The following is a 13,849-nucleotide window of genomic DNA, read 5'->3' on the forward strand; positions in this document are numbered from 1 at the left end:
AATGGGGTGGTCGAGGGAATCAACAATAAACTTAAACTAATAAAACGGAGAGGCTATGGCTTGAGAAACTTTCGGAATTTTTGGGTTAGAAGTATGTTATCTTGGCATCTTGTATGTTGATTTAGCATAAAGGGTAACGAAGAGCCGGTGCTTATTTATCCTCAAATAGGTTATGTAAAACTTATCCAATCAACGGGATTGAATAATCAACTATCTTTCCTTTGCTGTCCCCTAACTTTTTCAGCAAGCCCTAATTTAAGTGCGATTGCCCTGCTCCGCCTCTCAATCTTTATGCAAAAAATCTGGCAACCATAAGCCGATTAATATTACCAAGCCAATGATGACTAAGGCAACACTATAGGTGATCGCTTCATTAGAATTAAAGTTAGTCGGCATGATGAATTTAATTCCCCCCTATTAAGATAGACTGCTCACTCCCAAAGTAATACAGAAGGTAAAGACTTAGGATGAGCCAGACGCAGAAATTGGTAGCCAATACCGGACAAACCCTGAAAGAAACAGGGATTAAACACGGATGTCGGCAAATCAGCAAATAGTTCATATTTGCCGGTTTGAGAAGCTCGATTGACGACTCGACTTGCTAATTCTTGAGCAGCACTGTACCATTGCGGATTAGACAGTGTATGTGCAGCGACCCACATAACTTCACAGCGACCTAAATTGCCACAGCACAAATGATCCACTTGCTGCAAGGGAGTCTCTTGGGTTGTCTTGAGAGCCGCTTCAATATTAGCCAGAATTTCTTCAGTTTTATAGCTAGATAAACCGCCTAAACGTCCTAAACCAATACCAGGCGCTCCGTAGCACCAAGTTGACCAAAACACTGGCGCAGCCGAAGGCTCCTCAGTTGGGATGATTTGACGCCAATTCCCAAATTCTTGGAAAAATTTGCTATTTTCATAGGCGATCGCCTGTTGTGCGCCCCTTGAATAAGCCGAGTCTTGAGTCACTTCATAGAGTCGTAAAAGCGCATAGGCAATTCCGGCGGCCCCATGAGAGAAGCCAGTCAATGGTTTATAGGTATCTGATTTCTCGTTATAGCGCAAATCACAAAATTTCAGCAGATGTTGACCACAGGCTTGAGCCTTATCCAAAACAAAATTTGTCCCCGTATCCTGATAAAGAGCTAAAAGGGATAAAACTGTCCCAGCAGCACCCTTAACTATATCGAAATTAGTATCTTTATCAATAATCTCTTGGCTCATAAATTGAGCAACTTTTTGTGCTTCTTGAGAGAGATGGGGTAAATCGAGAAATTGTCGGATTTTGACGAGACAATAAATAATCGCCCCCAGTCCTACGCCGCCGCCGATGCCAAAGTTATCGGCAAAAATTTTGATTGCTTCAGCATCCGCATTTTGTAAGAAGCTTTGTAAAGATTGAAGAGACTTAAGGCTTAACTTCTCAAATTTACTGTCCCCTGTCACACGAGCTAAGGCGGCAAAAAAGACAGCAACACCGCAATTGCCATCATAGAAACTTTCTCCCAAAGGTTGTAGCTGAAATCTCTCTGCTTTCGGAACAAAAGCTAAACTAATCCAAGAAAGACTACCATCAGAACCAATAATTCCCTGGTCTTCGATTTCTTGAGCAATCTCTATTGCTTTGGTAACAAACTGGTCGCCAGTCAACAGAGTCTTAGTAATTTCTTCCTGATTTTTAGACTCAATTTTGCTTCTTTCTGAGGAGAAACTTCCAGTAATTTTTGACTGAAAGGCCAACTGAATAATTCTAGATTGTTGAGCTAAGTCAGTTTCATTCATCCGTTTTAATCGTTGTTCAACTTGATTAAAACATGATCCTTTAAAATACTCCGGTATAGTCTGTTCACCACCTAAGTTGAGGTCATCGCTTACCGTAGCAGCACTAAAATAGGGAACATCTCCTAAGGAGATGGCTTGAAGTTCCATCTCTAGAATAGGCCAAGCTTGAGGTTTATTTTGGTTATTGAGAAAAGCCCGGCTCAAGATATCTGCTTCAATACTCCACTCTAGTCCATGTTTGAGAAATTCTGCCCCTCGCGTCTTATTGAGAACAGCGCCATAAACTTTGGTGGAACGGAACAGAAATCTGACTACCTGTGTCTGGAATGGCGATAAAGGTCCATTTGCTGCTAATAGGTTTTCCTTCTGTTCAATCAAGAAACGGTATACTTGTTCGAAGCCTGTAATCAATTCTTTTAGATAATCATTCGGGTAAAGTGGCTGTGAATTAAGCATAGGAACATTAGCTTGCAGAGGTCTATCTATTTTCTCCTGTGCTAAATACATATCGTCGGTGTTGATCGATTTCCAGACAGGAAATGGTACCGGCATAGGTTGAATATCAATACTACCCAATCCACTAACATCATAAGCGACAGAAGTGTCGATATTAAACTCCCAAGTCGGTAACAATGCCGTGCGTAAGACTGAATCAGACAATTGATTCATCGCTGCTTCTCCGGCTGTTTCATCTTCCGAATCTTCCATCCATTTAGCTTCATGGTGCATGATTGTTTCTAGATCAATCATCACCAGTTGATCGCCGTAGGCAATTAAATTCTCGTGGTGAAAATCATTTGCTCCTAGAAAATATAACAAACATAACAATCTTCCCGCCTGTAAATAAAAACGTTTAGCAGCGGCGGTATCTTGACAAGGTTTTTGTTCAATGTATTCGCTCCATCCATAGGTTTGTTTATCTAAAATCCGAAGAATTTTCAGGGGAGATTGTGCAGAACTTTCTAAGTTTTCTAATTGTTGATTTAACCAAGATAAAAGTTGGTTAAAAGCTATGTCAACCCCTATTTTTTTCGGTTTATAAACTAACTTTAGCCCCGAGGCAAAAGTTAGCACGATCACAGAACGTCCTTGATGATGAAGATCAGACAAGTCCGGCTTAATTTCTTTAATTTTTCCTAGCTGATTTTCTGATATTTTAGAATCAATCGAATCATTTATCTGGGAAAATTCTCCCTTAATTTCTAATAAATCATTTTCCAGTCTTTCTAGAAATTCTGCCGTTGACTCAACCCAAAAATCAATAGTGGTTGCAATAAACCTACCTAATACGGGATATTTTTGAAAAAAACCCAAGAATCCATCTGATAATAATTTATCAACAAAAGCTAGATATTTTTTGTTACCTGATGTAGTTTTATTGTTCGGAATTATTAAATTGAGCAAGTTTTTCCCGAGGGGACGAGAATGAGAAAACTCAAAATCTAAAGTTTTTACTAAAAGATAAAAAAGTCTTTGGTAAAGACCATCTTCTAGACTTAGATAAGCAGATTCTTCCAATCGTTTTAAAGGCAAATTTTCGTCAGATAATGATTCTACTCCTAAGCGAGCAAGAAGTTTTTGTCTTCCAACCAGAACCAAAGGTAAAAAAACATCTTCAAAGGGTTTAGGGTCATTAGAATCTCTGGGCAAGGGTTCGAGATTTTCTTGGGTTAATTGTACAACTGTTTCTATAATCTCAGCTAGGGTTAAAGCCCAACTGGGTAAGGAGTAAGTTTCAGGTTCTAATTCTGTGCCAAGTACTCGCAAAACTGTATCGCACGACCAACCATTCCACTCCAGACGTTTGTAAAATTTATCCCAATCTCCAGAGGCACTGACTTTACACCAATGATTGAAACGAGTATTTGCTATCTCTTCATTAAATGGGCTTGAGATAGTCGATGTTGTTTGATGACTGAGACGTTCAGAAATAAACGTAGCTTGACAGACGATCTTAGCTAATTGTGGTTTTAAATCAGATGGGATTGCGCTCACAAAAAAAGCCTCCTTCTTTTAATTTTCATCAGATAACTTACTATAACACTTTAGAAACACCTCTAGATTCTTTAATTGACATCATATAGCTTGCCATTCGCCGTTTAACAAAACTCAACATGGCTGGATTATCCTTGGATACTGTCCACATTCCGTAGGGGATATGGCTACTATACTGGATTTTAATCGACTCGGCTAACAAAGGAATGCCACGCCCGACCTTTTGTAGCTCTTTCTTGACAAAAAGGCTAGTGTAGCGGATTGTATCTGGTGCAAGACGATGGGTTATCATCCAGCCGATGACTTCTTTTTGATAACGAAGTCCTAAACTGTTGAGTGGCTCGATTTTGTCTTCCTCTTCTGAAAAAGGTGAAAGAACTTCTGGATACCACGCCTGAGTATTTTGTTTTTCTAAAATGCTACTTCGTTCTACTTCTGTTAAATCAGACCAAGGAAAGATTGTAAAACCAGCAGGTAAACTATATTTGTGTACCCAGGATGCTTTAATCATCTCCTCTGGGAGCGCTTTACAAATTAACACCCGTAACTCTGGCGGTGTCCAACCTGCTTTTTTCAGTATATGTTCTAAAGCCAGAGTTGTCGTTTGGTCGCTTGTATAAACTAATTCAACATACCGACAACCTCGTTGCTTAAACACCTGCTCTAAATGCGCGAGTAAGGCTGTGCCAATCCCCTGACAACGATAGGGGGATTCAACAAAGATGGAGAGGATGATAGCTGCTTCTTCTTCAGGGTAAAGCCTAGCCAGACCCAAGCCAACCGGTTTTTGCTCAACACTTGCGCCAATGGCAACAAGAGAGTCTTCAAACTGCAAACTTTGTAAAGCAGGTTGATAAGAGGGAAAGGTCATTTCCAAATATTGAAGCCAAGCCAACCCCTTTAATTCAGTTAATGAATAATTAACCATTCTGTTGGATACAATGTTAATCTTCGATCTGATAAAAATTAAAAGCGGATTTGGTATTAGACCAATAAGGGAAACCTCGATTAACTGTACCTATTGCCAAGAAAGCACCAAAAGTGTTGATCTTTTTCAGCAAGGTATTTTTCGAGGTTTCCAGAAAGCTGATTTTAACAAGTAGCAACCCAGCATTTGCGGCTAACAATGATACAAACAGTGAGTCGTGTATTTAAGTTACAACCCCCGCCCCGGCGGCGACCGCCAGCTACAGCTTCTAACTCTTGTTCGCTCAGTTCCGCATCTCCCTTCTTGGTGTTAAGAAACTCATTAGCTTCGTCAAGAGTGAAGTTGCAGCCATTCTCTTGTCCTAGTCTGACGGCGGTTTCGACAAAGCTGTCGCGATCTTCAGCCGCGCCTAACATAGCTTGAAGCTCTTCGCTATTGCGAGCGATTTCATAAAATCTTTCGACATCTGGTTGACTCATGACTGTGTTCTCCTTAAGTCTGTGGGTGATTCAATCTTTTCTTGATTCACACTGACAATAGTAACCTCGGTCAAAAGGCTTGCCAATCGGGAAAAGTTCAGATAAATTCAGGACTCTAACAATCAAAGAACTCAGAGAAAGTCATGTAAAGTGAGTAGCGAGGGTCTTCACCTCGACATTTTTAGATAAATCACGCCGTGAGGATGAGGAGGTAGAGTGCTTTCGTTCAATCCAACTGTCTGGCTACCAATCTGGCAAATAATCCTTCTTGGCTAACCAATTGGTCAAATGTTCCGATTTGAACTATGCGCCCACCTTCAACTACATAAATTCTATCAGCATTGTGAATGGTACTCAGACGATGGGCAATGACGACGCGAGTAGCTTTCAACCTATCTAAGCTTTCTGTAATGATCAATTGGGTTCGATTATCTAAAGCGCTGGTAGCTTCATCCATCAAAATAATTTTGGGTTTCATTACCAAGGCCCGCGCAATCAAAAGCCTTTGTTTTTGCCCACCGGAAAGGTTAGTTCCCCCCTCGCTAATTACAGTATGCATTCCCATGGGCATTTGTTTGATATCTTCTGAAAAACCCGCCATTTGTGCAGCTTCCCAAGCTTCTTCCAAGCTAACCAAAGCCCCTGCTGTAATATTGTCAAATAGCGATCCGGCAGAAATACGAACATTCTGGAGAACAACGCCCAATTGCCGTCGAACTGCTTGAATGTTCAAGCCTGCTAAATCCTGTCCATCATAATAAATCGTGCCGCTGAGAGCCGTTTCAAAGCCTAACAATAAACGAAAAATAGTAGATTTTCCACTGCCACTCGGTCCAACGATCGCCACAAATTCCCCAGGTTCAATGGAAATGCTCACATCTTCTAGAATCAATGGCCCATCTTCTCGATAGCGAAAGGTGACATGACTTAAAGTTATCTGTCCTGTTAAACGGCCCGGATCTGCTTTAGTAGGATCTGACTCAGGGGCAGATGTTAAAATTGGCTGAATTCTCTCCCATAAAGGAACAATCCCCAAAATATCAGTTAAGGTATTGCTCAAATCTGTTGTCCCCCCTAAAAAAGTGCCAAAGGCCGAATTAAAGGCGAGAAATCCTCCTACCGTCAGTTTAGCCGTAGCGGCTGCCCCCTGAGCTTCACCCATTTGAATAAAGAGAATTGCAAACCAGAATATCCATACTGAACTGATTAAGGAAAGGGCTTCATTAAAAACCGTTACACTGTCATCAAGGCGCTTGATGCTGGCTTGCAATTTGATTCTTTGACTATATTGTTTTGCCCAAGCAGCAAAAGCTCTTTGTTCGGCGGCAGCAACGCGGAGTTTAGCCACCCCATTAATCAGTTCTACTGTTAACCCAGTAATTTGACCATCAATGTTTTCTTGTAATCGTTGTTTTTGAATAATCTGTTTACTCGATACGAAGGTGATTAGGGCAACGAGAATAGATAAACCGATGGCAATAAAAGTTAAGGGAACACTATAAACAAACATCAAGGCGAGGTTAATTAGAGAAAATACAGCACTCAACAACGTGCGTTGCGTTGCTCCACTCAATTCTCGGCGAATTTGACTGATTCCCATCAGACGATTTAATAAGTCACCGGAGGCATATTTGCGAAAAAAGCTGGGGCTAAGTTTGAGGAGTCGCTCCCACACCGCAGGCTGTAAATTACTATCGGCTACATTTTCTATCCGTATGGTTATAATTCCTTGGGCTAAACCAAAGATAGATTTACCAAAGGCTGCCGCAATTAAAGCTAAACCCAGTTGTCCCAAGAGAAGGCGATCGCTATCAGGAATAGCATTATTAATTAAAATTGCCGTTGCTTGTGGCGTAACCATTCCCAGTAGGCTACCTACTAATCCAAGTAAGATGAGCCAGAGTAGATCTTGCTGATGACCTTTAATGCCAAAATAGAAAATTTCCCAGACATTTTTCAGTAATATCGGCAAAGGCCGATAAAACATATAGGCATCGGGAGCTAGGTTAGCGGCCACTGTCGCCGTCACCGGAATGCGTTGATGGGATTCGGGAATAAACAAGACATAGTGATGCTTTTCGTCGGGCAATAAAGCAACTGGACTTTGATTGCTACCTAGGTAAGCTAATAGCGCTCCATAGTTTCCCTTCCACCAATTATGAACTAGATGCACTCGGCGAGTGGAGAATTGGGAAGCTCGAGAGATTGCCTCTAGGGGATCTTTGACTCGATGGATGTCTTCTGAACGAGCCGGGGGTAAAACCTTAATTCCTAAACTTCGTCCGACTGCTCCGGCGGCTATCAGTAGGGGGGAGCCAAGTGGCCAAAGGTCAGCTTTTTGGGGTTGCAAAACGGACATCAACTCTCCCATAGAGCTTTGCAGGGCCCTACGGTTAAGTTGTTCTCTTTGCTGAAAGCGGCTAAATTCATTTTCTGTTTCCAGTTCTTTGACCAGGCTAAAGTAGTAGAGGCAATAGCGGTGTACCTGAGCCAAACTTTTTGGTAAATCTTCTAGGTTTTCTAAGTCTTCCGTCAGACAGGTATAAACTTCAGTTGTTGTTTCTGCGGCTAAACATAGATCTGAAGCCAAAGGAATCATGGGTGAACCTGCTTCTAGTTTCAAGGCTTCACAGCCCATCCAACACATACTACCCTGATTTACTTTTATCCAAAGAATATTTTTTTCCTCTTCTCTTTTGGCAAGAAGCATCAATCCCTGGCCGGACAGCAAGGATAAAAAATGTGTATCTTGAATATAAATTCTCTCGGCTGGTAAGGAAAAAGGGCTAGGTTTTTGAGCGAGCCATTGACTAATATGGTTCAGCCAGCCTTGTAAAAGCATTCGGGCGGCTGAATCGCCATGACTGATTTGCTCAGCTAAATCTCTCAACGTCAGTTTTTCCAAGATCGCTTCTTCGAGAGCGATCGCTAAAATTCCCCATTGTTGTTCTGGGGAAATGCCTCTGACTAATTCTGAACCAAAAAGAGCTTCCCCGGCTTGAATGGTAAACATATAGGAGCGAGTCTTGGTAAGCTGAGATGCTTCCAGTTGCAGTGCAAATAGGAGTAGCGATCCTGAACGCACCACCCAGAATGTGTCCGGCCAATCTAACAGGAGAGATTCATTGCTATGGAGTTGAGTAAATTTTGGCTCTTGCTCTAAATTAGACTTGCTCATTGACGTTATCCTTTGTCCTTTCTGTACTAATTAAACGAGTATAGATTCCCTCTTGAGAGCGCAATTGTTCATGATTTCCCCGTTGTACCACTTTCCCCTTATCTAAAACAATAATTTCGTCACAGTCTCGAATAGTACTGAGTCGATGAGCGACAAGAATACAAGAACAACCTCTACGCCGCAGATTGCGATCGATGATCAACTCAGTTTCTGCGTCTAAAGCACTTGTCGCCTCATCTAAGACCAGCAAAGCCGGATTTCTCACCAATGCCCTAGCGATTTCTAATCTTTGGCGTTGTCCGCCACTCAAGTTCATTCCTCCCTCACTTAATTGGCTGTTATAGCCACCTGGAAGGTTAAGAATCAGTTCATGAATAGCTGCATCTTGACAAGCTTTAAATAAATCAGCATCGGGAACCGTTGAATCCCAAAGGGTTAGATTTTCCTTGATCGTTCCTGCGAATAAAAATATCTCCTGTTCTACCATAGCTAAAGAATTAGCGAGGATAGATCGAGGAATTTGGCTTCGCTCGATACCATCTAAAAGGATTTCCCCTGACCAAATTGGATAGAGTCCTGTGATCAATTTGGCCACCGTTGATTTCCCTGATCCACTGCCCCCCACTAGGGCGATTCTTTGTCCGGGTTGTAAAGTAATACTCAAGTTTTCAATGAGTGGGGTATCAAAGCGACTGTAGCCGAAAGTTAGATTTTGCAACTCTAATTTTCCAGATAAACGAAAAGAGATTCTATTAACTGTAACTGAGGCAGCCGCATCTTCTGATTGGGCAGATTTTGCTATGGGATCGATGGGGTTTTCTAACACATCATCCAGACGCATTAGGTCGGATTCTAAGTCTTGTAAAGTGCTACCAAAATTGACTAAATCATTAATCGGCTTGAGAAATTCATTAGTCAGAGATTGATAAGCGACTAACATACCAATACTGAGGCTACCCGCCATCACCCGCCAGCCTCCAATCAAGAGGATTAAGCTGGTAGCAAGGGCTGTCAATAGTGCAGGTAAAGCATTGAGAATCTGGGTAGCCAACGCTAACTGCTGTTGAGAGTTAAGGCTTTTAGTATAATAGCCAGCAAATTTTGTAAATAAATCTGATTCTAACCCACTTGCTTTTACGGTTTCGATCGATTGAATTCCACCAATAGCAACGCCGAAAACTTTGCCAATTTCTTGAGAAACTCTGATGTTGGTATCAATGCGATTGCGAGATAAAGTCTGTAATGCTAAGAAATTTAAGGCGGCAAAAATAATAGTAATTACTGTCAGTACCCAATCATAGAAAGCCATTAACAAAGCATAAAAGACAACCATAAAGGTATCAATAACGGTTGTGGCTAGTTTTCCTGAGAGGATGGTTGCTATATGGTCGTTGAGTTGAGCTCGACTACTAATTTCCCCAGCATAGCGTTGGGCATAAAATCCGATGGGTAAACGCAGTGTATGCCAAAGAAACTGTCCTGACATTGAGACAGAGAGCTTGATCAACAATCGTCGTAAGTAGAGGAGACGTAAACGAGCTAAAAGTCCTTGTAATACGGTAGTGATTAACATTCCCAAAATTAGAGGACGAAGCCATTCATAGCGGTTTTCTATGAGCAAATCGTCCGTAAAAACTTGAGTAAAAGCAGGTATGGCTAGACGTGGGATTGTTAGCAACAATCCCGCTAATAGGCAAAACAAAAGAGCTTGCTGAGAGGTTTGTAAGCGAGATGTTAAAGTTTCCAGAATATTCTTTTTTTTGCCTCCCTTCTTAAATTGTGTCCCCGGCTGCATCACCAAGACCACACCTGTATAACCCGAATCAAATTCCTGGGCTGAGATAGTTCTCGGACCGACAGCCGGATCGTTAAGATAGACTTTATCGCCTTGTATTCCTTCAACGACCAGAAAGTGATCGAACTGCCAAAAGACAATATAGGGAGGTTGCAATTCTTTAACCGAGTCGAGAGATTTTCTAAACCCTTTGGCTTCTAGTCCATACAGTCGGGCTGCTTTGAGGACATTAGAGGCTTTAGTGCCATCTCGAGACACACCGCATTCTCGACGCAGTTCGGTTAAAGGGACGATTTTGCCATAATAACCTAGAATAATCCCCAAGGCCGCTGCTCCACATTCAACAGCCTCCATTTGTAACAGGGTGGGAGTACGGGTACGCCGCTGCTTGTGGAATCGTAACAATTGAGTCTTTAACTGGCTGAGCATCTTTTTATTTAATTAGGGTTTGCGGCAAAAAGTTTTTCGTGGGGGCAGGGTGTGGGGTGTGGGGTGTGGGGTTTTACCAGTTTTGAGGTGGCCAATTACCTAATTTTCAGGGAAAAAGTGCCTAAATGTTTGCCCCGATCACTCCAATGATTGGCACTTTTTGATTGACAAAAGGTCTAAAAGTCTTACCCAACAAGGTTTTTAGATTTATTCAGCCAGCCCTAATTAAGACCTGTCAAAGAACGGAGAATCGGAATAACATAGCTGATCGGTCTTCTTTCTCCCACTTGAATCTGGATTTGTGCGGTTGTCCCACCCGATAGTTCAAGAACAGGACCTTTTGATGAAGACCACTTGTAGCCATTGTTAATGTTGTTTGAATCCCTTTCAAGCTCAGCAATCACTTGAATGCGGGGTTGCTGCCCGCTCAAGCTCTGAGCTAATTCAGGATTGCCGACTATAGTAGCGATATCCTCAGTTGTTACGGCAAAAGGGGAAACTTCAGTCACTTTTCCCAAAATTCCCCCATAACGTTCCCGTTTAATCATACTGGGTGTTATTTGAACTTGCATACCCTTCTGAATTTGTTTGCCATCTTTATCGGGAAAATAGGCAATACCGACTAAAGAGCTATCCGGTTTTTTAGTGGCAAGGGAAGCAATCCTGCTGCCTGCATTTATCACCTGACCGCTAACAATATTTACTTCTAATACTTTTCCTTCGTAGGGACTCAAAATTTCACTTTTATCTAAGATGGATTTTTGCAGTTCAGCAATACCTCGCTTCACTTCAGCAATATTGTTGGTTTTATCGATTAATGATTCTTTTTCCTGTTGATTAAGTTTGGCTTCTTCAACTTGAATTCCCTGGATTTTTATTTTGAAATCATCGATCATATTAAGACTTTGTCGATACTCACGTTCCACATTAAGTATTTTTACATCCGTATCTTTGATTTGATTTTCTAGATCCCTAACGCGATCACGATTTTGTAGTTTTTTCTCTTGGGTATTCGCCCGATCTAATCTAATTTGTTTCAATTGGGTTTCTATTTCTGATTTTTGAGTGAGAGAGCTATAATAATCTCTTTCTGCTGTTAGATATACATCTTCAGTAATTAAATTTTTATCTAAAAGATTTTTTATATTCACACTTCTTTGTTTGAGCTTGGGTAGCAATTCTTCATATTGTTGAATTTGACTTTTTAAACTATTTTCTTTGGCTTGAATAGCTTGGAAGGTTTTTTCTTCAACGTCTTGGGCTATTTTGGGAAATTCATCTAAAATGTTTTGGTAGTTTTTTCGCAGATTAACTAGAGAATCAAGATTTTTTTGGCGTAAATCCAAGGAAATTTTTTCTCGTTGTAAGCTCCGCTCTAAATTCATTCTCTGTGCAATTAGATTTTGTTTTTCTAGAGCAATTCGCTCTTTTTGTAACTCCGTTGTCTGCCGATTTTGTCCTTGCAGTTGAGCCAATTTTTCTTGTTGTTGCTGAAGTTGTTTCTTGAGAGCAGATTGGTCAACTGTTGCAATTATTTGATTTTTCTTAAGTATGGAATTGGGTTTAATATATATTTCTAAAACTTGACCTTGAGTTGAAGACTGTAGCTGAACTACTCGTCGTGGTTGAATTAATACACCTGTGCCACTAATGTTAATGGGAATTTTTCCTAAAATGCTCCAGATTAATGTAGCCACTATCAAGGCTCCTATCGTTGTCAAAGACAACCAAGCCCTAGGATTAACTACTTCCATGAGTTCGTCAAGTCGCTCTGGAGATGAGAGTTTTTCTAGAGATTCCTGACGAAATAAACTGTCTTTCGGCTCTGGCATAATCTTGTCCTAAATATAAATTGTGAGGAAATGAAATACTAATTAATGTCTAAGTTTAATTTGCCTTCAACTTTAATCGTTTTAGCATCCAATCAAGTCTCGCCCCCCCTAGGGTGAGATTATCCATGCTGGCTACATCGATCTCATCTTCATATACTCTATCCTCTGAGAGGCTTTGCCCGACTTTATACTCAGTTCTGCCATAGCCTAGGCGACTACTCAGGTTCTGTAACCTCTGAGATAAAAGCATAAGAACAACTCGATAGAAGCGAGCAGCCATTCCTACATCTTGTTCTAGTTTGAGCAGAAATTTTTGTCGAGGTATTTTTAAAACGGTGCAATTTTCTAAAGCTACATAGGTCAAAAAAGAAAGATGTGTGTCAAGAATGGCCAACTCTCCTACGAGATTACCTTTGGCCATCTGTGCAATTTCTCGCTGCAGCAATTCTTGGGTTTCTTGATCATTCTCAAGGGCTGCAAAAATATTACTCAAAGGGTTTTTTCTTTCTTCAGAAACCAATACAGAAATCGTTCCTTGGGTGATAAAATAAAGGTTTTCTACAGGTCGTCCAGCCGAAATTATAATTTCACCGGCTTTCAATTCTTCTAATTGACCTGAAGATATCATCCAGTCAACATCACTATCACTAAGTTCTCCAAAAATCAGAGGGACATCTTGTAAGGGAGGAATTTGTCCAATTTTATCAGTCAAAAAAAGTTGAACTAGGTAATTAAAACGGTCTAGAAGCAATATAGCACTAGCGCGATAAAACCGTGCGGCAAAACCTATATCTTGCTCTAGTTTGTCTCGTAATTGCTTAGCAGGTAAGACCAAAACCAAGACGTTATCTAGGGATTTGACGGTAGTAATTGAGGGGCTAGTTTCAGAAAAAGATATTTCTCCAAACATTTCTCCCGGCTCAAAACGAGTAATTTCTTGCATTAATTCTTGCTCTTCTTCTAAGGCAGCAAAAACCCGATCCATGCGGTTTGGGTTTTTAGTCATTGTAGCCACAAGAACCCCTTGAAGAATGATATAAAAGTTATTGACTGGATGATGTTGCTCAACCAATACAGTTTGCGCTGGAATTTGCTGACGATTTCCATGGGTTTTTAGCCATTGAAAATCACTATTATTTAGTTGTTGGAGTAGTACGTTTTTCATAGGGTAACTCAACCATTAACATTCATTTTAGTTTAGCATATCTTTATTTTGTCGACAACTAGCGATTAAATCCCTACTCCTACCTCTGGGATTTCCTCCATAGCTCTATTCAGGAGTCCCATGGCCTGAGTTGAAGCTAATTCCTCAAGTCGCTGACAGGGGGACAAGCCAGCTGAAAAGCTTATGTAGCATGGAATACAGACACAGACTCCCAAAAAAGATAAGTCATATTTACCATATATGACCTAAATAACGAAAATGATA

General features: G+C 40.9%; 8 protein-coding genes. 1 reads left to right on the forward strand and 7 read right to left on the reverse strand.

The window, feature by feature from the left end; all coding sequences use genetic code 11:
• Positions 1-120 (forward strand): transposase (locus H6G48_RS04660; protein ID WP_190719572.1); only part of this gene is annotated, 120 nt, incomplete at its 5' end.
• A 311-nt stretch (positions 121-431) separates the two neighbouring features.
• Here H6G48_RS04660 and H6G48_RS04665 read toward each other — a convergent pair.
• The 7 genes from H6G48_RS04665 to H6G48_RS04695 form a co-directional block, all read right to left on the reverse strand.
• The gene (locus H6G48_RS04665; RefSeq protein ID WP_190719575.1) at positions 432-3,779 is read right to left on the reverse strand and encodes a type 2 lanthipeptide synthetase LanM family protein; all 3,348 of its coding nucleotides are present in this window, start codon (positions 3,777-3,779) and stop codon (positions 432-434) included.
• A 40-nt stretch (positions 3,780-3,819) separates the two neighbouring features.
• Complete coding sequence (locus H6G48_RS04670) at positions 3,820-4,707, reverse strand: GNAT family N-acetyltransferase (protein WP_199328736.1); 888 nt, start codon at positions 4,705-4,707, stop codon at positions 3,820-3,822.
• Positions 4,708-4,871: 164 nt separating this feature from the next.
• A complete protein-coding gene (locus tag H6G48_RS04675) occupies positions 4,872-5,186 on the reverse strand; it encodes a Nif11-like leader peptide family natural product precursor (RefSeq protein ID WP_190719577.1) in 315 nt (104 codons plus the stop codon).
• Positions 5,187-5,412: 226 nt separating this feature from the next.
• Entirely contained in the window at positions 5,413-8,364 is a 2,952-nt protein-coding gene (locus H6G48_RS04680; RefSeq protein WP_190719580.1) for an NHLP bacteriocin export ABC transporter permease/ATPase subunit, read from the reverse strand.
• A complete protein-coding gene (locus H6G48_RS04685; RefSeq protein ID WP_190719583.1) occupies positions 8,351-10,588 on the reverse strand; it encodes an NHLP family bacteriocin export ABC transporter peptidase/permease/ATPase subunit in 2,238 nt (745 codons plus the stop codon). The genes H6G48_RS04680 and H6G48_RS04685 overlap by 14 nt, the downstream gene beginning before the upstream one ends.
• Positions 10,589-10,809: 221 nt before the next feature.
• Positions 10,810-12,420 (reverse strand): NHLP bacteriocin system secretion protein, encoded by a 1,611-nt coding sequence (locus H6G48_RS04690; RefSeq protein WP_190719586.1) that lies wholly within the window; start codon positions 12,418-12,420, stop codon positions 10,810-10,812.
• A gap of 55 nt (positions 12,421-12,475) precedes the next feature.
• Complete coding sequence (locus H6G48_RS04695) at positions 12,476-13,585, reverse strand: cyclic nucleotide-binding domain-containing protein (RefSeq protein ID WP_190719589.1); 1,110 nt, start codon at positions 13,583-13,585, stop codon at positions 12,476-12,478.
• Positions 13,586-13,849: the final 264 nt, after the last annotated feature.

This window comes from Microcystis flos-aquae FACHB-1344 (genome assembly GCF_014698375.1).
Taxonomy (GTDB): domain Bacteria; phylum Cyanobacteriota; class Cyanobacteriia; order Cyanobacteriales; family Microcystaceae; genus Microcystis; species Microcystis aeruginosa.

Coding starts and splice junctions, on each gene's coding strand:
- H6G48_RS04670 (WP_199328736.1), bottom strand. CDS start 4,707: ATGGTTAATTATTCATTAACTGAATTAAAGGGGTTGGCTTGGCTTCAA.
- H6G48_RS04675 (WP_190719577.1), bottom strand. CDS start 5,186: ATGAGTCAACCAGATGTCGAAAGATTTTATGAAATCGCTCGCAATAGC.
- H6G48_RS04680 (WP_190719580.1), bottom strand. CDS start 8,364: ATGAGCAAGTCTAATTTAGAGCAAGAGCCAAAATTTACTCAACTCCAT.
- H6G48_RS04685 (WP_190719583.1), bottom strand. CDS start 10,588: ATGCTCAGCCAGTTAAAGACTCAATTGTTACGATTCCACAAGCAGCGG.
- H6G48_RS04690 (WP_190719586.1), bottom strand. CDS start 12,420: ATGCCAGAGCCGAAAGACAGTTTATTTCGTCAGGAATCTCTAGAAAAA.
- H6G48_RS04695 (WP_190719589.1), bottom strand. CDS start 13,585: ATGAAAAACGTACTACTCCAACAACTAAATAATAGTGATTTTCAATGG.